Source organism: Gordonia shandongensis DSM 45094 (assembly GCF_000423025.1).
GTDB classification, from domain to species: Bacteria; Actinomycetota; Actinomycetes; order Mycobacteriales; family Mycobacteriaceae; genus Gordonia; species Gordonia shandongensis.
The window spans coordinates 1-19,116 of record NZ_AUHE01000008.1; the positions used below are offsets into that span (position 1 = coordinate 1).

General features: G+C 68.5%; 20 protein-coding genes. 5 read left to right on the forward strand and 15 right to left on the reverse strand.

Annotated features, from left to right (window positions below):
• The 3 genes from G528_RS16910 to G528_RS18025 form a co-directional block, all read right to left on the reverse strand.
• Nucleotides 1-693: type I restriction-modification system subunit M N-terminal domain-containing protein (locus G528_RS16910; RefSeq protein WP_156890401.1), on the reverse strand; the 693-nt coding region annotated here is incomplete at its 3' end.
• Nucleotides 694-777: 84 nt separating this feature from the next.
• Entirely contained in the window at nt 778-2,877 is a 2,100-nt protein-coding gene (locus G528_RS0108435) for an N-6 DNA methylase (protein WP_026918589.1), read from the reverse strand.
• On the reverse strand, nt 2,874-3,320 hold the full coding sequence (locus tag G528_RS18025) for an NYN domain-containing protein (RefSeq protein ID WP_051198547.1): 447 nt from the start codon (nt 3,318-3,320) through the stop codon (nt 2,874-2,876). Before G528_RS18025 ends, G528_RS0108435 begins: the two co-directional genes overlap by 4 nt.
• Before the next feature lie 312 nt (nt 3,321-3,632).
• Here G528_RS18025 and G528_RS18880 point away from each other — a divergent pair, with 312 nt between their 5' ends.
• Nucleotides 3,633-3,755 (forward strand): hypothetical protein, encoded by a 123-nt coding sequence (locus G528_RS18880; protein ID WP_281170344.1) that lies wholly within the window; start codon nt 3,633-3,635, stop codon nt 3,753-3,755.
• Nucleotides 3,756-4,142: 387 nt separating this feature from the next.
• Here G528_RS18880 and G528_RS0108450 read toward each other — a convergent pair whose 3' ends face one another.
• Nucleotides 4,143-5,273 (reverse strand): pyridoxal-phosphate-dependent aminotransferase family protein, encoded by a 1,131-nt coding sequence (locus G528_RS0108450; protein WP_026918590.1) that lies wholly within the window; start codon nt 5,271-5,273, stop codon nt 4,143-4,145.
• 34 nt (nt 5,274-5,307) lie between these two features.
• Entirely contained in the window at nt 5,308-5,679 is a 372-nt protein-coding gene (locus tag G528_RS0108455; RefSeq protein WP_026918591.1) for a hypothetical protein, read from the reverse strand.
• A gap of 89 nt (nt 5,680-5,768) precedes the next feature.
• On the opposite strand from G528_RS0108455, the gene G528_RS0108460 reads away from it, so the two are divergent.
• Nucleotides 5,769-7,268, forward strand: coding sequence for a GDSL-type esterase/lipase family protein (locus tag G528_RS0108460; RefSeq protein ID WP_169515248.1), 1,500 nt, complete (start codon nt 5,769-5,771; stop codon nt 7,266-7,268).
• A gap of 47 nt (nt 7,269-7,315) precedes the next feature.
• On the opposite strand, the gene G528_RS0108465 is transcribed toward G528_RS0108460, so the two are convergent.
• The gene (locus tag G528_RS0108465; RefSeq protein ID WP_026918593.1) at nt 7,316-7,996 is read right to left on the reverse strand and encodes a hypothetical protein; all 681 of its coding nucleotides are present in this window, start codon (nt 7,994-7,996) and stop codon (nt 7,316-7,318) included.
• Nucleotides 7,997-8,093: 97 nt separating this feature from the next.
• Complete coding sequence (locus tag G528_RS0108470; protein WP_026918594.1) at nt 8,094-8,855, reverse strand: DUF2249 domain-containing protein; 762 nt, start codon at nt 8,853-8,855, stop codon at nt 8,094-8,096.
• A gap of 234 nt (nt 8,856-9,089) precedes the next feature.
• Between G528_RS0108470 and G528_RS0108475 the strand changes: the two genes are divergently transcribed.
• Nucleotides 9,090-9,299, forward strand: a complete 210-nt coding sequence (locus G528_RS0108475) for a CsbD family protein (protein WP_026918595.1) — start codon at nt 9,090-9,092, stop codon at nt 9,297-9,299.
• Nucleotides 9,300-9,445: 146 nt separating this feature from the next.
• On the opposite strand, the gene G528_RS0108480 is transcribed toward G528_RS0108475, so the two are convergent.
• The 3 genes from G528_RS0108480 to G528_RS16925 all read right to left on the reverse strand — a co-directional run bounded on the left by G528_RS0108480 (nt 9,446) and on the right by G528_RS16925 (nt 12,245).
• Nucleotides 9,446-9,943 (reverse strand): hypothetical protein, encoded by a 498-nt coding sequence (locus G528_RS0108480; RefSeq protein ID WP_156890403.1) that lies wholly within the window; start codon nt 9,941-9,943, stop codon nt 9,446-9,448.
• 98 nt (nt 9,944-10,041) lie between these two features.
• Nucleotides 10,042-11,709: an MFS transporter gene (locus G528_RS16920; RefSeq protein WP_051198552.1), complete on the reverse strand. Its 1,668-nt coding sequence runs from the start codon at nt 11,707-11,709 to the stop codon at nt 10,042-10,044.
• Nucleotides 11,710-11,741: 32 nt separating this feature from the next.
• The gene (locus G528_RS16925; protein WP_051198554.1) at nt 11,742-12,245 is read right to left on the reverse strand and encodes a MarR family winged helix-turn-helix transcriptional regulator; all 504 of its coding nucleotides are present in this window, start codon (nt 12,243-12,245) and stop codon (nt 11,742-11,744) included.
• 120 nt (nt 12,246-12,365) lie between these two features.
• Between G528_RS16925 and G528_RS0108495 the strand changes: the two genes are divergently transcribed.
• On the forward strand, nt 12,366-13,847 hold the full coding sequence (locus G528_RS0108495; protein ID WP_035719469.1) for an MFS transporter: 1,482 nt from the start codon (nt 12,366-12,368) through the stop codon (nt 13,845-13,847).
• Nucleotides 13,844-14,485, forward strand: a complete 642-nt coding sequence (locus G528_RS0108500) for an IMPACT family protein (protein ID WP_026918598.1) — start codon at nt 13,844-13,846, stop codon at nt 14,483-14,485. Before G528_RS0108495 ends, G528_RS0108500 begins: the two co-directional genes overlap by 4 nt.
• Before the next feature lie 75 nt (nt 14,486-14,560).
• Here G528_RS0108500 and G528_RS0108505 read toward each other — a convergent pair whose 3' ends face one another.
• The 5 genes from G528_RS0108505 to G528_RS0108525 all read right to left on the reverse strand — a co-directional run bounded on the left by G528_RS0108505 (nt 14,561) and on the right by G528_RS0108525 (nt 19,051).
• Nucleotides 14,561-15,571 carry an NYN domain-containing protein gene (locus G528_RS0108505; RefSeq protein WP_026918599.1) on the reverse strand — a complete coding sequence of 337 codons (1,011 nt, stop codon included), beginning with the start codon at nt 15,569-15,571 and terminating at the stop codon, nt 14,561-14,563.
• Nucleotides 15,572-15,676: 105 nt separating this feature from the next.
• Entirely contained in the window at nt 15,677-16,234 is a 558-nt protein-coding gene (locus G528_RS16930) for a HugZ family pyridoxamine 5'-phosphate oxidase (protein WP_051198556.1), read from the reverse strand.
• Entirely contained in the window at nt 16,234-17,061 is an 828-nt protein-coding gene (locus tag G528_RS16935; RefSeq protein WP_051198559.1) for an ABC transporter ATP-binding protein, read from the reverse strand. The genes G528_RS16930 and G528_RS16935 overlap by 1 nt, the downstream gene beginning before the upstream one ends.
• Nucleotides 17,061-18,083 (reverse strand): FecCD family ABC transporter permease, encoded by a 1,023-nt coding sequence (locus G528_RS0108520; protein WP_211220616.1) that lies wholly within the window; start codon nt 18,081-18,083, stop codon nt 17,061-17,063. Before G528_RS0108520 ends, G528_RS16935 begins: the two co-directional genes overlap by 1 nt.
• Entirely contained in the window at nt 18,080-19,051 is a 972-nt protein-coding gene (locus G528_RS0108525; RefSeq protein WP_026918601.1) for an ABC transporter substrate-binding protein, read from the reverse strand. Before G528_RS0108525 ends, G528_RS0108520 begins: the two co-directional genes overlap by 4 nt.
• Nucleotides 19,052-19,116 lie beyond the last annotated feature (65 nt).

A 19,116-nucleotide genomic window follows, 5' to 3' on the forward strand; every position in this document is an offset into this window, starting at 1 on the left:
CAAAAACGGCGAACTCGTCGAACCCGGCACCGTCTCACCCGACCAGCAGGAGGCTGCCTGAAACAACCTCATCCACAGGTCTTGACAATAGCTCGGTTTGGTGAGCTCGAGGCCCTTGTCGGCGTAGAGGAGATCGACCATGAGTGCGATCACCTCACGCGGAGTGAAATGGTCGCCAGCCTGTGCGTTGTTCGACTCGGCGAACTTGCGGATGAGCTCCTCGAAGATGTAGCCCATGTCGTGCCCCGACACGCGATTCGGATGCAGGTCGACGCCCGCGAACTCCTTGACGATCAGGAACAGGCGGTCCGTCTTGTATAGCTCAGCGATCAGTGCCGGGAGCCCGTACCCGTCGAACACGTCGCGGATATTCGCGGAGAATCCTTCCAAGTAGTCCTGGAGGTTGTCCGCGAGCCCGGCGGGATCGGCGGCGAGCTTGTCGAAGTCCCACACGGAGGTATTGAAGAACGGCAGGTGGGGGAACTGGGCGCGCAGATACGTGAACGGGTCGATCCCAAGGCCCTCGGTCTTGCTGTACTCCTTGAGTACGGCGTCCTTATCGGGGGTCAGGATCGCGTCGAGGCGGCGCAAGATGGTGAACGGCAGAATGACGTCGCCGTACTGATTGGGCTGGTAGGGGCCGCGAAGCAAGTTCGCGATGTTCCAGATGAGGCTGGCGTTGGTGGTGGCCATGTGGCGTCTGTTCTCTCTGTGGATGAGGGGTATGGCTGAGACGGTAGTGCTCGGATCCGACATAAGGACTGTCGGCTGGCCGTGTCAGTGATCGACGGTGATCCCGCCTGTCCCGATTGCGGTCTCGATCAGCGTGGTCAGGCGGGTGAGCTCCGCAAACCTCTTGGCGGCGTCGCGCCGTGCCTCCTCCGCGTCGCGGAGTGAACGAACGATCGCATCTTGGTCGCCACGAGGCATGACCGGGGCATCGAGACGTGCCGGCACCACGCGGACGAGGCCGCGAGACGATGGCTGTTGGCTTGCCGCTGCGTTGATGCATGCGGTCAGATAGGCGGGGTTTGGTGCACCGGGTACCGACTGATCGACACGAACGACGAAACATGACTGCGGAACGGCCCAGCCCTCGACGTCGATCCGGATCGCAGCGGGTTGGCCTTTGGTGACGTGTGTCATCACGACTATGTCGTCACTCTTGGTAAGAAAGGTCGCGTCTGCTCGGGGCACAAACTTTTCCGGAACAAGCTTGCCAGTTTCCAACAAGCCCACCACTGCGCGCGGCGTGAGCGTTGGTATGTCTGTCGGATAGCCGACATCGTCGGCATCTCCACGCGACGGCCGTCCGCGATGGACCGTTACGCCAGGGAAGTCTGTGATCCGTTGGCGACGAGCTCGGACCGTAGACAGGTGATAGTTGTCGACGTCGGTGTCTGAGAGTACCTGCCGCGATAGCTCGGTGATCTCTGTGATCAGTTCGTAGGGGCTTGCCGCATCACGACGCTCAATCCAGGTGGTGGGCATCAGCGTGGACTGGGGATCGAGGAGTTCTCGCGCTGAGACAACCACGCTGTGCGGATCGTCAGGAATGCTTCCTGTTGTGCGCCATTGCCGATACGTCTCGACAACATCACCGAACGAGTGGACGGTGTCGTTCAGACGCATAGGGTCCTGTGACGCTCGGGCTAGCAGGACTCGGTCTGGATCGACGGTCTTCCCCGGCCGGGCCAAGACCCAGAGCGCCGTATCTATTGCTGTGTACGGAGCGAAGGCTCCAGAGGGAAGCGCGACGATGGCTTCGAGCGCTCCTTGACGAACCAGCTCGTGACGTAGTGCTTCGGTCGGGCCGCCGCGGAAGAGTTCGTTGCTCGGAGTGACGACGAACGCGCGTCCGTCGTCGTCGAGGTGCGCGATGGCTTGCTGCAACCACACTCCATCAGAGCGTGGAACAGGCCGGCCGAAGGTCCATCTCGGGTCGTTCGGGTCAAAGTCTTCGCCGAGATCGCGGAGACCCCACGGCGGGGTCAGGACGACGGTGGCTGCGAGTACGTCGTCAACGGGGTTCGCGCCAAGCGAGTTCCCTACACGCGTGTCGACGCTGCGCTGGGCCAAAATCGACCTGGTCCGCAGAATGCTCAATGCACCGGGGTTGGCGTCGATACCGATGAGGTTCACTTCGGGATGCCGTTGTCCGACCTCGAGCAGGGTCTTGCCGATTCCGACGGCCGGGTCGATCACAGCCGCCCCTCGAGTCGGTGGCACGACATCGACGAGACCATTGATCAAGTCAGCGACAGGCTCGGGGTCGGACGGAAGGTGTCGCCGGTCGGCAGTGAGGATGAGGTCGTAGACATCACGAAGCTCATCGGCCGCGACGTCGGCGGTGAGATTTGCGATTGCGACGGCGATCTCACAGAAGCCGTGAGGATCGGGCACGGTGGTGAACAATCTGAAGGCGTCGTCATACCGTGAATCTTCGGCGAGGGCTGAGATGGTTTCGCGGGCTTCGTTCGCGGACATGCCCTGCAGCGTTGACGCCGGCCTGCCGAGCGCATTCCCGGGCACCGCGTTGACCGGGGTCGCCTCGGCGGGGGCGCGTAGAAGATACTCGGCGACGAGTGTGGCGCCCGCGAACTCGAGGGCCCAGTTAGAGTCGCGGCCGCGCAGGAGTGCTTCGATGCCGTCGGCGATATCCTGCTTCGATTTCACCGGCGAAGAGTTTCCTTCAAGCTTGCCGTGAGCGGTGAGCCATCCCGTCACGTCGGTGCGGTTGAACAGGGGGCTTCGCGTCGATGAATCCTTAATGGGTGAGGGGAAGTCATCGTGTCGCTTGCGCCACTGAGTAACGGCTGCGCGACTCACGCCCGCGAGCTCGGCGATGTCCGCGGCGCGGACCAGAGGGTTCGTCATGAAAGGTTCCTTCGGTGAAGCACCGAGACGGTGTCCAAGATGGTGGTGAAGTGGGCGGCGAAGCGGAGCTTGCGTGAGATCGATTCCGGACGTGAGACCACGTGGGTGGTCATGCCGTGGGCCGCAAGAAGTGCGAGCTCGGGTGCAAAGCCTCCGTCCCCAGAAGCGAGGTACGCGGTAGCGAACCTCGCATCGATGCCCTCAGTCCGGATCGCTTCGCGGATCGCCCGGTCGGCGCCGTCGGCGCCTGAGCGCGGAGGGAGCAGCCGTGCGCCGCGCCAGGCGTTTCCGGCTGCGATCGCATTGTGGTGGGACGAACCGATGATCACGTGGTCGCCTTCTGCGATGCCGACCTCCCGGTGGTAGGTGAGCATTGTGCTTCGGGCGTGAGGGATTGTGAGGTCCGGTGTGCCGCAGATGTTTTCGATGTCGATGAAGTGCACGGTGCGTGAGCCGGCTTCACGAGCTGGACGCAGCGTGAGGGCGGCTTCGAGGTGGCGAGTGGGGATGGTCTTGACCGGGTGGCGAAGGAGGGCTGCTGACTGGGGATGACATGGCGTTCCTTTTCGGGGCGGGGAAACTGCATTAACTAAATCATCTACTGACCAGCATATCAAGGGGTAACTGAGTTAACCGTGTTTACAGTGGGGCGAACAATGCAGCCGAGCCTGGTCCGGAATGCTGGAAGCCGGGCCGTGGTGGTCGCCACGAAGTGCAAGCGGCAGCTGTCGTCACCGGCTCTGCCTTCTTTCAGCATGAGCGAGTGCTACGAATACGCGAACCTGCTCGACGCCGCCACCGCGGTGGCGGCGCGAAGGTCGGGCCTCGGTTCGGACGACTTCATCCCGGACACGGCCGTGGAGATGGATGCCTCGTAGTAGGTGTCGGGTGCGGGTGTTCATGCATGCGTCGGCGAGGCTTCCGGCGTGCTGGAGCAGGCGGTGATCGACGATGTTGGTCGGCGTGAACGCCACTTCAAGGTCCCCGATCTCTTGACCGAACCGCAGTGCGCTCACACCGACAACAGTGATGACGGAGGCCGCCGCGATGGCCAAGTCGAGGTGATTGTTCGGCATGGGGTCGGGGCGGTGGCAGAGCTCGGGTACACCAACGCCGCCGGTTTTTCGCGGGTGACGCTACCCTTGTTGGAGTGGTTCGGCGCCGGTCGATTTCGGCGTCTTAGTGTGACACCGCCCCAACACGAACAGTGTCCGAGCGAACGAACAGTGCCCGAGCTGAAGCTCGGAGCTGTTCGTCAACGATGCCTACTTGGCGAGCTTGTCGAGTGCTTCGCGGAGCCGGTCGACGGTGCCGTCGACGTCGGTGAGTTTGTCGAGGCCGAAGAGGCCGATGCGCAGGCTGGAGTAGTCGTCGCCTTCCCCGCACTGCAGGGGGACGCCGGCCGCGATCTGCAGGCCGGCCTCCTTGAACGCCGATCCGTTCTGGCGGTTCGGGTCGTCGGTGAATGCGACGACGACGGTTGCGGCGTCGAAGCCTTCGGCGGCGACCGACGGCATGCCGTACTCGGCGAGCAGCGTGCGCACGCGGGCACCGAGGTCGGCCTGGCGGGCCCGCAGATCGTCGAGGCCGAGGTCGACGGTTTCGCGCATCAGCGCGGTGTTGTGGGCCAGACCGTCGGTCGGCATCGTCGCGTGGTACGGCGCCTTACCGTCGACGTAGGCGTCGCTGATCGACAGCCACTTCGCCAGATCGAGCGCGAAACTCGTCGTCGTCGACTCCAGGACGGCCTTGCGGCCGCGGTCGCGGAGCATCACGTACCCGGCGCACGGCGACCCGCTCCACCCCTTCTGCGGGGCGGTCAACAGCACGTCGACGTCGATGTCCTCCATGTCGACCCACAGTGCACCGGACGCCACGCAGTCGAGGACGAACAGTCCGCCGACCTCGTGCACCGCCTCGGCCAGCGCGGTGAGATAACCGTCGGGCAGGACGATGCCCGACGCCGTCTCGACATGCGGAGCGAACACGATCTCGGGGCGCTCCTCGCGGATCGCGGCCACCACATCGTCGATCGGTGCCGGCGACCACGGCGCCTGATGCGCATCGCTGACCGGACGCGCCTGGCAGACCGTCACCTGATCGGTGATGCCGCCCGACGCGAGGATCTGCGACCACCGGAACGAGAACAAGCCGTTGCGGACGACGAGCGCACGACGTCCCGTCGCCAACTGCCGGGCCACGGACTCCATCGCGTAGGTTCCGCCGCCGGGCACCACCGCGGCACTGCCGGCACGGTAGGTGTCGCGGAGGATGCCGAGAAGTTCCTGCATGACCCCCACGAAGCGCTGCGACATGTGATTGAGCGAGCGGTCGGTGAACACCACCGAGTACTCGAGCAGGCCGTCGGGATCGATGTCGTCATGAGGAAGAGCCACGACACTACTGTGACACAACGGCCGCCGCGTCCGGTCAGCGGCCGGGCGGTCCGACGGCCAGTGCGTCGCGCGCCAGACTCCGGAGCGTGGCGCCCACGGCGACGACAAGAGCCAGTACACACGTGACGAGCAGAAACGCCGGCGTGGTGAACGCCCACGCGAGCATGATGTAGCCGAGCGCCCCGACGATCGCGTACCGGCCGAGCGGCACGAGGACCGCGAGAACCAGACCGAAGAACGCGTGCACGATCGCCGAGATCAACGCCGACAGTACGAACCACTGTCGACTCGTCCCGGGCCACATCTCGACGACCGCGACCACCCACAGTGCGGCGAGAATCGCCGTCGCGAACGCGAAACAGCCCGTCGAGACCACGCGGACCCAGCCCGCCGTCCGTACCGTCATTCCGGTGTCGCCTCCCCGCAACCCGTCGGGCGACCCCAGTGTTGCCGATGCTGTGCCCCCGATGCTGTGTCCTCGGTGCTGTGTCCCCGATGACCGAATTCAGCCTAATCCATCACCGGCCGCCCAATCCATCACCGGCGGCCCAATCCATCACCGGCGGTGACGCCGCGATCGGCTGCGGCGGGCACTGCGCGGCTCCGGCGCGCCGTGTCATGCTCGATGCCATGGTGAAGCGGATCGTCGACGTCGTCGCGGTGGTCGCGGTGGCGGCCATCGCGATCACGATCTCGCTGTGGCTCACCCCGATGCAGACGGTGCAGGCCGTCGGCCAGACGGTCCGCGTCGGTGCGGCGGCACCGACGGCGTCGTGGAGCGGCCCGGGCGAAGTCGACCTGTTCGGCCAGAAGCTCGACACCACGATCGACTTCCCGGGCCCCATCCGGCCCCGCTTCGAACTCACCGACCTGCAACTGTCCGAGAACCTCGCCGACCTCGTCGGCCCCGGCGCCGACGCCGACGCCCGCCGCGCGGCACAGGACGAGTTCCAGGACGCCCTCGTCGACGGCTGGCGCGACTACCTGATCGTGCAGGTCCTCATCGTCGCGGCCTTCTCCCTGCTGCTGATCGGTGCCGTCGCCGGTTGGCAGCGCCGGTCGGCGCGCGCATCTATCACGATGGTGATCGTCGGTGTGCTGGTGGCCGCCGCCGCGAACGTGGGCGCGGTGGTCGCGACCGCCGTCGCCGCCGCCGGCCACCTCCGTGACATCACCTCCGTCGAAGCGCTCGTCGGCGCCCCGAGCGTGCCGATGGCGCCGCCCGCAGCGGCCCCGCCGACCACCGGATCGGTCGTGGTGATCGGCGATTCGACGGCCGCGGGCATCGGCAACCCGCCACTGCCGAACCCGAGTCCCGACGACACCGCCTGCGAACGCACCAGCGGCTCGTTCGCCGTCGCCCTGGGCCGCGCGAGCGACTGGGACGTCACCAGCGTGGCCTGCAGCAGCGCCACCATCCGCGACGGGCTGCTCGGCGAACAGCATCGCGGCGACAGAGTCCTGCCGCCCCAACTGCCGGCCGCCCTCGCCTCGGCACCGGCCGCCCTCGTGGTGAGCGTCGGCGCCAACGACGTCGGCTGGTCGCACCTGGTCGGCCTGTGCGCCACCCTCCCGGACTGCGGCGGCAACGCCTCCGACGCCTACTTCCACCAGCAGCTCGAATCGTTCACCCGCGACTACCTGGTGCTCCTCACCAGACTCCGGTCGCTGGCCGACCCGCCGACCGTCGTGATCAACACCTACTACGATCCGCTGCCCGACGACGCGTCGTGCGTCCGCGACCTCGGGATCACCGAGGAGAAGGCCGACATCCTCCACGGATGGCTCGGCGAGATGAACACGGTCCTCGCCGAGGGCGCCGAGGCGGCGTCGTTCCCCGTCGCCCGCCCGTCGTTCGACGGCCACGGCCTGTGCTCGCCGGACCCCTTCGTCCAACCGCTCGACGGGAAGGCGCCGCTGCATCCGACGACGGCCGGCGGACTCGCGATCGCCCTCGCCGACCAGAAGGCCCTCCTCGACGCCGGCGTCCGCTGACGGGCCCTGCCGCGAGCCCTGCCGCTGACCCGCCCCGCGGGTCGCCGTCAGCGGCGGCTGATCACATCCGAACTGATGAGGATGCGGAACTCGTGGTCGTCGGTCAGCACGTCGAGATAACCCGAGTCGACGTTGAGGACATACCCCGACACCTCGCCGTGGCGTGTCGAGATCACCTCGTGCGGCACCCACGGGGTCTGCACGAAGATCGCCGCGATCAGCACCCCGGCCCCGGAGATGAGCCCGGTGCGGGCGAGCGCCCCGGCCATCGTGCGCCGCACCGCCGACCCGGCGGGCATCGCATGGACGGCCGCGAACAGGGCGAACACCGCAGCCGACGCCCCCAGCAGCCACCAGTTGCCGAAACTCACGAGCAGTGAGACGAGGATCGCGACGGCGACGACGAGGATCAGCACCACCGTCGGCCGGTGCCCGCGCTGCGCCCACAGCAGATCGGCGAGGAACAGCGGCAGCAACAGCACCAGCAGCACCTCCACCAGGACGTGACCGCCCATCAGCGAACCGAAGACGAGGGGGATCGCGTCGCTGACGCTCAACGTCGTCGAGACGCTGAACGCGGTGTCCCAGCGGTACCCCGACACGGCGAGGATCCGCAGGAGGACGAATGCGATCGACCACGCGGTGATCGGCGCGGCCGTCCACACGAAGGAGGTTCGGGCGCCGGCGCCGCGGGAATCGGATTCCGCGGCAGGGGACTCGGTGCTCACGCCTGGATGGTACCGACGGCGACCGCCCGGCGAGATCGGTGCTCACCGGGCGGTCGAGGCGATGGGGTCGGTCGGGGGATGGGCGGTCGAGGGGAGATCAGGCGCGCGTGAGACGCAGACGCCACTCCTCGGGGCCGCGCTCCTGGTACTCCACCTGCAGGCGGCCGCCGCTGCGGTCGGCGAGCTGGTGCAGCAGCGGCACCGGATCGTGGTGGGCGACGAGGATCATCGAATCTCCCGGTGCGACGGCGTCGAACGCACCGAACACCGTCGCGTGGCGGATCGCGTGCGGGATCTGGCGGACGTCGAGCTCCGGCTCGCCGTGATCGTGCTCGCCGCACGAGCAGCCGCCGCCACCGGCCGCCGCGGGCGCGGCGTCCGCGACGGGGAGATCGGCCACGAGCGTCGCCAGCGGCACCGAGGCGTCCTCGGCGAGGGCCGGCATCAGCATGTCGGTCACCTTGCCGAAGAACACTTCGAGCAGCACGCGCAGGGCGGTCACGTCGGCGACGGCCCGATACTGCTCGGCGGCGCCGCCGCGTTCGATGCGGGTCACCACCTGGCCGACCACGCGCGCCTCACCGACGAGCCCCTCGGTGAGCAGACGCGCCCGATCGACGCTCGCGGCGCCCGGCAGCAGACGGTCCTGGGCGGCCGTGATCCACGGGCGGACCACGTCGGTGGCGAACGACGCCGCCGCGGCGTGCGCGTCGGCGAATCCGCTCCCGCCGGCGGCCGCGAGGGTGGCGGCCTCCACCTGGGCGGCGCGGCCCATCAGTTCGGCGACGGCCTGCCGCTGCTGCTCCAGCGCATCGGCATCGGCGGCGTTCGACGCCATGACCACGTCGTTGCTTGTCATCGTGCAGAGTCCTTCCGTTGGTGGGCGATCCCGGTGCTCGCGGCTGTCCCGGACCATCGATTCCATTTAATACGGTAATCCCCGTTAATAATAGGGTGAGAGGTGGGCGTCGAGGCCACCGGACCGCGGCGGTCTGCGAGCATCGCGCCGGATCGGTAGGGTCGGAACCATCGTCCGAACGTCGGACGGGACGGGCCCGCCGTCAGGGCGGACCCCACAGCAGAGGAGGACTGCATGAGCTTTTCCGACGATGCACAGAACAAGGCCGACGACCTCAAGGGGCGCGCCAAGGAGGCTGCCGGCGCAGCCACCCAGAACGACGATCTGAAGGCCGAGGGTCAGGCCGATCAGGCCGAGGCCGGCGCCAAGGAGAAGGTCGCGGAGGTGGCCGACAAGGCCAAGGACGCGGTCGACTCGGTCAAGGACAAGCTGACCGGTCGCTGACGGCCCGAACCCAGCAGTCAGAACGAACACAGCAGCAGGCGGCCCGTCCCGGGAGATCCGAGGCGGGCCGCCTATCTGCCGTGTCTGGGATGTCTCGTGTCAGTGATGTCTCGTGTCTGTGATGTCTCGGGTCTGGGATCGCGGTGTCAGTAGGCGATCGCGTCGGCCGAGTCGCGACACTCGGTGACCCGGGTGCGCAGGTCGCCGGTCAGGGCTCCGGGGCGCGCGGAGACGCGGCGACGTTCCCGCGCCGAGAGCCCGTCGTCGTCGCGGATCCCCAACCACACGGTCGTCTTCCGCGAGACCGCGTCGCGGTCGGCGCAGACCGCCACGATGCGCTGCCCGTCACGCGACCGGTCGGTGCTCGTCGCGTCGAACGGGACGACGATGATCTGGAATTCGCGACGCCGCTTGTCGTAGTCGATCCGATCGGCCAGATCGCCCACCGTCATGCCGACCACCTGGTTCAGGGGGATGCGACGGGCGTCGGCCGACGGCGTCGGAGTCGACTCGTCGGCCGCCGCGGGCGCATCACCGCGACCGACGATCTGCACCACGAGGATCGCCGCAGCGGCGAGCGTCAACACCACCAGCAACCCGTTGATCGCCAGCGTCGACACGCGTCGTGTGAAGCGCAGAGTCATGGCCTGTTCCCCGGACTGTCCCAATAGTCTGAAAACGTCTCGTCGAGATCAGTGTAGGGAACAGTCCGGGAACCGACACCGTCCGGGGCCGCAGACGATCAGCGGTTCGCGGGACCGCTGACCGTCACGTCCTGCTCGCCGTCGGACTGCTCGGCGCCCGGTGCGGTGTCGGACGATGCGGAGTCAGACGATGCTGGGTCAGACGATGCTCCGTCGGACTCGGGGGCGGTCTCCTTGGCGATCGTCAGCCGCAGCGGAGTCTCCTTGACCAGGAGAATGCAGATGAAGGTGACGATCGCGACGCACGCGGCGATCATGAACACCGGCCCGAACGCGTCGGCGTAGGCGTGGTGGAAGATCTCCTGAACCGCCGGCGGCAGCGAGCTGATGTCAAGGTTCGTGTCACCCGACGTCGACGGCGGGGCCGTGATGCCGATGGCCCGCAGACCGTCCTTCATGTTGTCGGCCACCAGGGTGGTCAGCACCGCGCCGAGCACCGAGACGCCCACGGCGCCGCCCAGCGAACGGAAGAAGGCGATCGACGCCGACGCCGCGCCCACCTCCGTCACATCGACGGTGTTCTGGACCACCAGCACGATGTTCTGGGTCAACGCGCCGACACCGATCCCGGCGACGGCCATGAAGATCGCGACGTCCAGGTACGACGTGGTGTGGTCGATGAGACCCAGGCCGCCGAGGCCGATGAGCATCGCGACACCGCCGACCACCATGACCGGCTTCCACCGGCCCGTCCGGCTGACGATCTGACCGCAGGTGGTGGCGCTGATCATCTGCGCGAGGATCATCGGGATCGTCATCAAGCCGGCCTTGGTCGGCGAGAAGCCGTCACCGAGCTGGAAGTACTGGGTCAGGAAGACGCCGGGGCCGAACATCGCGACGCCGACGGCGAGGCTGCCGAGGATCATCAGGACGGTCGTCCGGTTGTGGAGCACCCGCAGCGGGAGCATCGGCTCGGGGGCCCGCAGTTCCACGACCACCGTGAGGGCGGCGGCCACGAGGAAGCCGACGATGAACGCCGCGGACTGCCACGACAGCCACTCGTACGAGCTGCCCGCGAACGTCACCCAGAGCATCGGCAGCGCCGCCGCGATCGACAGCAGGACTGCGCCCAGGTAGTCGATCGTCACGTCATCGCGTCGGTAGTGGGGGATGTGCAGCTTCCACTGGATGAGGCCGAGGGCGATCACGGCCAGGGGGACGCAGACGAAGAACGTCCAACGCCATCCCATGTGGTCGGTGATGATGCCGCCCAGCAGCGGGCCCGACACGGTCGCGACTGCCATCACCGCACCCATGTAGCCGGTGTACTTGCCGCGGTCGCGCGGGGACACGATGGATCCCATCACCGACTGTGCGGTCGCGATGAGGCCGCCCATCGCGACGCCCTGGATGGCGCGCGCGAGCATCATCAGCCAGACGGCGTGCGAGAAGCCGGCGAGGACCGAACCCGCGACGAACAGGACGATCGAGAGCTGGGTGAGGGTCTTCTTGTTGAACAGGTCGGAGAGCTTGCCCCAGATGGGGGTGCTCACGGTCATCATGAGCAGGCTCGCGGTGATGACCCAGGTGTACTGTCGCTGCGTTCCGCCCAGCGACGCCATGATCGTCGGCAGGGCCGTCGAGACGATGGTCGTCGAGATCAGGGCGGTGAACAGTGCGGCCAGCAGACCGGTCATCACGCCGAGGACCTCGCTGTGCGAGTACTCCTTCGGTGCGATGCGAGTTCGGCTGGTGGTGGATGTCATGAAAGTCCTAGCAGAATCGTGGGAAGAGATCGTCAGGTCGCAGTGGGTGTCGACGCAGTGGGTGTCGACGCAGGGGTTGTCGACGGTTGGGTGTCCTGCTGCCGGTTGACGGCGTCGATCACCGATGCCCGCAGGCGGCTCAGGGCGGCCTCCGCGGTCGCGGCGTCGTCGGCGGTCCAGTCGCCGAGGGACTCGGAGAAGTGCGCGAGGAACTGCGCTTCGCGCGCGCTGACGTAATCGCGGCCCGCCTGGCTCAACGACAGCAGCGACGCGCGGGCGTCGTCGGGGTCCTGGCGTCGGACGACGTATCCGTCGGCCTCGAGTGAGGCGACGGCGCGGGAGGTGACCGGCAGCGAGACCATCAGGGTCTCGGCGAGGTCGGTCATCCGCGAGTCGTCGACGCGCAGCAGTTTGAGGACGCCGATCCGCGTGCCGGTGAGGCCGCGGGCGTGGCTGCGATTGCGGGCCACCTGGAAGGCGCGGGCCAGTTCGACCGCTTCCGCGAGTAGGCTGCGTGCCTGGTCCTCGTCGATCACGTCATCGTCTCCTTAGTTGCGACAAGTAACAATAAATCCGATTACTTACCCGATGCAACATTGTGAGATGGTGATCACCGTTTGTCGGGGCCGGAGTCGACGATTGAGGAGGTGACGCCGATGTCGGACACCGCATCGGGACCCGAGACGGCACCCGATCCCGCGCGGTGGCGCGTGCTGTGGGTGCTCCTGGCCGCGATCTTCATGTCCCTCGTCGGCGTGAGCATCGTCAACGTGGCGCTGCCGACCATCGAATCCGGGCTCGGCGCCGACGAATCCGACGTCCAGTGGGTCCTCTCGGGATACGCCCTGACCTTCGGCGTCTTCCTCGTCGCCGCCGGGCGCGCCGGCGACATCATGGGGCGCGGCGGCTTCTTCATCCTCGGCGTCGTCATCTTCACCGCATCGTCGGTGGCCGCCGGCTTCGCGCCCGATGCCGCGTCCCTCAACGGTTCGCGCTTTATCCAGGGCGTCGGATCGGGACTGATCAGCCCGCAGGGCGTCGGCATGATCCAGCAGTACTTCCGAGGCCGCGAACGCGGCCGCGCCTTCGGCTACTTCGGCAGCGCCGTCGGCGTGGCCGTCGGCATCGGCCCGGTCCTCGGCGGCTTCCTGATCCGCATCGGCGGCACCGACTGGGGGTGGCGGCTCACGTTCCTGGTCAACCTGCCCATCGGCGTCATCTGCGTCGTCCTCGCGCTGCTGTGGTTCCCGCGGCCCCTGTTCAGCCGCATCCGCGACCCCCGCACCGGGACGCCCGTCGGACTCCGAGAGACCCTGCGGCGGCTCGACCCGGTGGGCGCCGTCCTCCTCGGCGTCGCGGTCCTCGCCATCCTCCTGCCGTTCGTCGAATCCGGCGCCCACCCGGTGATCTGGGCGTCCCTGCCGCTCGGCGCGGGACTGGTCTACCTCTGGGTGCTCTGGGAACGCCGCTACCGGCGCACCGGCGGCAGCCCCATGGTCGACCTCGGGATCTTCCGCACCCGCAGCTTCACCAACGGGACCATCATCGTCGGTCTCTACTTCCTCGGCATGACCAGCGTCTGGGTGCTCGTGGCCCTCTACCTGCAAGACGGTGCCGGACACTCGGCGCTGGCCGCCGGATCGGTCGGCATCCCGTCGGCCGTCATGGCGTCGCTGGCGTCCACCTGGGCCGGCCGCCGGGTGAGCGACTACGGCCGCAAGGTGGTCATCGGCGGGCTGGTGTGCGGGCTCTTCGGCCTGCTCACCAGCATCGGGGTCGTCGTCCTCCACGAGTCGGGGCACGCCAGCGAATGGTGGCTCGTGCTGACTCTCGCCTTCGTCGGGACGGCCCAGGGCTCGGTCATCAGCCCCAACCAGACCCTCACGCTCGCCGAAGTGCCCCTCGAATACGCGGGCAGCTCCGGCGCCGTGATGCAGACCGGGCAGCGCATCGGCACCTCCGTCGGGATCGCCGTCATCACCGCCATCGTCTTCGGACTCCTCGGCGTCACGTCGTGGGGCGTCGCGATCCCGATCGGTTTCGCCGCCATCGCCGCCGTCCTCGCCCTGGCCCTGCTCGTCGCCGTCAAGGATCAGCGTGACCGCACCAGGTCCGGACCTGAGATCATGGTGGCGTGATCGATCGCTCGCCCTACCTCAGCCTGCCGCGCGGCGCCGAGACCACCGGCGTGCTCGAGGTGAAGCGGTCCCGATTCCTGGCGGTCGTGCGGTCCGCCGACTCCGAGGACGCCGCCCGCGACACCGTCGCCGAACTGCGCCGCGCCCACCGCGACGCCCGCCACCACTGCTCGGCGTTCGTCATCGGTCCGCACGCGGAGATCGCCCGCACCAACGACGACGGCGAACCGTCCGGCACCGCGGGCGCCCCGATGCTCGACGTCCTGCGCGGCGCGGACCTCAGCGATGTGGTCGCCGTCGTGGTCCGCTGGTTCGGCGGCACCCTCCTGGGCGCCGGCGGCCTGGCGCGCGCGTACGGCGACGCGGTGTCCCTGGCGCTGGCGGATGCGCCGGTGGTGCGCCGCGAACCCCTCGACCTGGTTCGGCTGGCGTTGCCGCACGCCGACGCCGGACGCGTGGAAGCCGACCTGCGTGGCCGGGGCGTCCACGTGCTCGACACCGAATACGCCGCCGAGGCCACCCTGCTGCTGGCGACGAGCGACCCCGCGAGCGTCGACGCCGCGGTCGCCGCCGCCACCGCCGGCGCCGGCCGACTGGAACCCGCGGGGACCCGCTGGGTCGAGACGCCCGTCCGCTGATCCAGAACAGCCGGCATCCGCGTGTCAGGCCCGGTCTCGTGTCAGGCCCAGTCTCGTGTCAGGCCCAGTCTCGTGTCAAGCCCGGTCGTACTGCTCCCAGAACGAGGCGCGCAGCCGGAAGCGCACGTCCTCGTCGACGGTGTAGCGGTCGAGCGCCTCGGACGCGTCGAGCAGCAGCGCGCGATCGATGTCCCGCGGGATCGACGGCCGCGCGCCCTCGAGTTCGGCGATCTGCTCGGGATCGGCCGTCTCCTGGAAGGCGACCAGCACGCGGCCCACGATGTCCTCGATCGCCTCGTCGGCGACGTCGTCGTACTCCGGCATCACGTGGCTCACCGAACCCGTCGTGGAGCTGTAGGCGAGCACACCGCTGGGCGTCGCCGCGGTGCGCGGCGAGGCCGGCCGGTCTGCGGGACTCGGCCTGGACTGAGCGAGGTCGAGCGGTGTGCGCGGTGCGGCCTGCCCGGTGCGGCGGGGACCGGGCTTCGCCGTGACCGGTGCTGGGGGATCGGGCACAGCAGGTCCGGGTAGGGGCCGCCGGTCCACTTTGAGCACCGACTCGTCGAGGGCGGGTCCGTCGATGGGATGCAGATCGTCGGCGGCTCGCAGGAGGTGACGGTTCACGCCGTGCGGGCGACCGTCGGCCGCGGGCACCGACAGCACGACCACCTGCACGCCGTGTGCCTGCGCCTCCTCGACGGCCTCGGTGAGGTCGTCGTCGCCGGAGACCAGGAAGAACACGTCGGAGATCCGATTGCGCGCATGGGTCACCAGGTCGAGCCCGATGCGCAGGTCGACGCCCTTCTGCTCGCCGTTCACGCCGAATCTGCCGAGGCGGAGCTTCACCTTGGCCAGTTCGCCGATCCGTTCCTGCTGCGCGTCGGGGACGCCGTTGCGCGCCGAGTCGTACCAGTGGGCCCGCAGCACCGGCAGTCCGGACAGCGTCTCCGCGGTGGTGACGAGCGTGTCGATCAGACCCGGGTAGTGGACGTTGATGCTGCTGCGCAGCGAGGTGCCCGTGACGCGGGTCGCCGCCGATGCGAGCAGGTACCCGGTGTCGATGTACAGACTGCAGGTGGCGCGCATGCGGCCACTATGTCACGGGCGTCGGGCGGGCATCACGGTATGTGGCAAGTGGGCATGTCACATACGACAATTCGCCCGAACGTCCCCCTGAGGGGCCGCCGCGGACTATGTGTCCGAGGCGCTACCCGAGGGGGACGATGATTGTGCCGCGTCGGCCTTCTTGTCGATCACGACATGGTCGAACCGCGCCCCGTCGAAGCTGACGTCGAAGGCCTTCCCGAAGCCCACCACATACCGGCCGTCGCGCGGAGTGAGCCGGAACAGGTGGAAGTCGAGGCCGCGCAGCAGGTCGACCATGTTCGCATTGGTGAGCGCCGCGAAACCCTCGAAGACCGCGTCGTGGCCCTCCTCGGGCACCTGCTCCACATCGCAGGTGAACGTCGCCCGCTCCACGCCGAAGATGTTCTTCGCCGACGACTCGTCACCGTGCAGCATCACGCCGGCGGTCGCCGCCCGGCTCAGATGGCGATGATGCTCGGCGACCTCGCTGACATACACGTACAGACCGCCGTCGTGCACCACGAACGGGGCGATCGACTGGAAGGGCTCGCCGTCCTCGTCCTTGGTCGCGATGACGACGGTGGTGCGTCCGTCCAGAAACTCCCGGTATCCGGCGAGGGACTTCTCGAGTTCGGCGTCGGTGATCACTTCGTTCTCCTTCATCAGTGGGCTGTCGCAGTTGCGTCAGTGGGCTGTCGCACCGCCGGCGACCAGTCGCGGCGGATGAGATGGATGCGCGGCCGACCCGTGCGCGGGTCGGGATCCACGTCGGCCTCCATGCCGTACACGTCGCGGATCGACGCCGGAGTGAGCACGTCGTCGGGTGTGCCGTCGGCGACCACGCGGCCGCCCGAGAGCGCGACCACGCGGTCGCTGAACGTGGCCGCCTGGTTGAGGTCGTGCAGCACCATCAGCACCGCGATCCCGAGGGTGCGGTTGAGGGCCGTCACCACCTCGAGCACCTCGTGCTGGTGCGCGATGTCGAGGTAGGTGGTCGGCTCGTCGAGGAGCAGCACGCGCGGGCGCTGAGCCAGGACCATCGCCAACCACGCCCGCTGCGCCTCGCCGCCGGACAGTTCGGCGACGGGCCGGTCGGCGAGCGCGTCGAGACCGGTGTGGTCGATCGCCCACCCGACGGCCCGCGCATCGTCGGCCGACGGCAGCTGGAACCACCGGCGATGCGGGTGACGGCCGTAACCCACCAGCTCGCGGACCGTCATGTCCGGCGGGGCGGTGTTGACCTGGTTGAGCATCCCCAACGACTTCGCGCGGCGTCGCGCCGACCACGAGGCCGTGTCGGCGCCGTCGACGAGGACCGAACCGGATCGCGGCGAGAGGCGGCCGCTGAGGCCCTTGAGGACGGTCGACTTTCCCGACCCGTTGGGTCCGATGAGGGTGACGACCTCGCCGGCACCGACAGTGATCGACACGTCGTCGACGACGGTGGTGGCGCCGTACGCCAGGTTCAGTTCGCGACCTTCGAGCAGCATCAGATCCCCTGTCTGCGCATGAGGAACAGGAAGTAGGGCGCCCCGATCGCGGCCATGATGATGCCTGCCGGGATCTCGGTGCTGAAGGCGGTCCGTCCCAGGGTGTCGGACAGCAGCACGAGCAGTGCGCCCATCGCCGTGCTCATCGGGATCACCACGGCGTGGTTGGAGCCGACGATCATGCGGGCGATGTGCGGGACCACGAGGCCGACGAAGCCGATGATGCCGACGGCGGCGACGGCGGCCGCGGCGAGGAACACCGCGACCACCGACAGCAGGATGCGGGTCCGGTTGACGCCCTCGCCGAGGTTGCGGGCCACGTCGTCGCCGAGCCGCATCACGTTGGCCGATGGAATGCAGAGCAGGGCCAACACGAGCCCGATCACGGTGTAGGGCAGCACCATCCACACCGAGTCCATCCCCTTGGTGGCCATGCTGCCGTTCATCCACTGGATCGCGGCGGGCAGGCGGTCGCTGTACCGCAGCGACAGGAAGGCGATGAACGCGCCGGCCAGGGCGTTGACGGCCACGCCGGCGAGGATGATGCTGATCGGTTTGATCCCGTCCTTGCGCCAGGCGAGCGTGTACACGACGCCGGCGGCGACGGTGCCGCCGACGAAGGCGGCGAGCGGGATCAGCGAGTGCAGCGACGGGAACGCCAGCAGGATCACCAGGACGAGCGAGGCGGCGCCGCTGGTGACGCCGGTGAGGCCCGGGTCGGCGAGCGGATTGCCCATGACGGTCTGCAGCAGTGCGCCGGACACGGCGATCGCGGCGCCGACCAGGATCGCCAGCAGCACCCGCGGCAGTCGGACGTCCCACACGACGGTGCGCAGCGCGTTGTCGGCGGCGTCGGCGGGGGAGGAGGTCAGGATGTCGCCGACCGAGTAGTAGACGCTGCCGAGTCCGAGGCTGACGACCGCGACGACGACGAGGGCCGCGTAGGCCGTCGGCAGGGCCCACGCCGCGCGCTGCAGGGTCGGCGAGGCCGCTGATTCCCGGGTCTGCGGCGGGGCGCTCACGGGTACAGGTATCCGGTGAGGGTCGGGACCGCGGTCGGCAGGGTGGAGACGGTGGTGTAGCCGAAGTCGTTGTAGTCCAGGACGTGGATGCGCTCGTCGGTGTAGGCGGGCAGGCTCTTCCACGCGGCGTTGCGCTCGACCTCCTCGTCGAAGGCGGACTGGGCCTCGGCGACGTCGCCGGACTGCAGGACGAGGATCACGTCGGGCTGGGCGGCGATGATGTCCTCCATGTTGACCGCACTGTAGGTCTCGGCGGTCCGCAGCCGGGTGTCGGCGATGTTCTCGGCGCCGGCCCGGCGCAGGAGGCTGCCGAGGAACGAGTCGCCGTTCATGACCATGAACGAGTCGGAGGCCCCGATCAGGGCCAGGACCCGGGGTGCGTCCGCGGAGCCGCGGGCCGAGGCGAGCTTGTCGATCTGCGTGTCGATGTCGGCGAGGACGGCGCGCCCCTTCTCCTCGCGGTCGAAGGCGGTCGCCAGCACGTCGGCGGCGAAGCGGAGGTCGCCGATGGAGTCGGTCGTCAGGAAGGCCGCGGGGGTCGAGGTGGCCCGCAGGCTCGACTCGACCATGCTGCGGGCGCCTTCGGCGGCGACGACGAGGTCGGGGGAGAGGCTGACGATCTTCTCGACGTCGAGCGCCATGTGGGTGCCGATGCGCGGCACGGAGTCGAGTGCCGCGGGCAGCTTCTGGGTGGTGCTCGACGGCACTCCGGCCACGGGGACGTCGAGGAGGGCGAGGATCTCGGCCATCGGGATCGATGCGGACACGACCGTGTCGGCGGGCGCGTCGGGGAACTGCGCGAGGGCCTTGTCGCGTTTGGCGCGGTACTCGGCGGTGCCGGGGGTGTCGGACGGGTCGGCGGAGACGGCGGAGGCCGACGGGTCGGACGCGTCGGAGCCGCAGGCGACCGTGCCGCCGACGAGGGTGAGGCCGAGCAGGAGCGCGAGGGCAGTGGAACGCAGGCGCACGGAGGGGTCTCCTCAGGTGGGTCGGGACGCACTGCCGGGGAGGAGGCAGGCAAGGCGAACCTCAG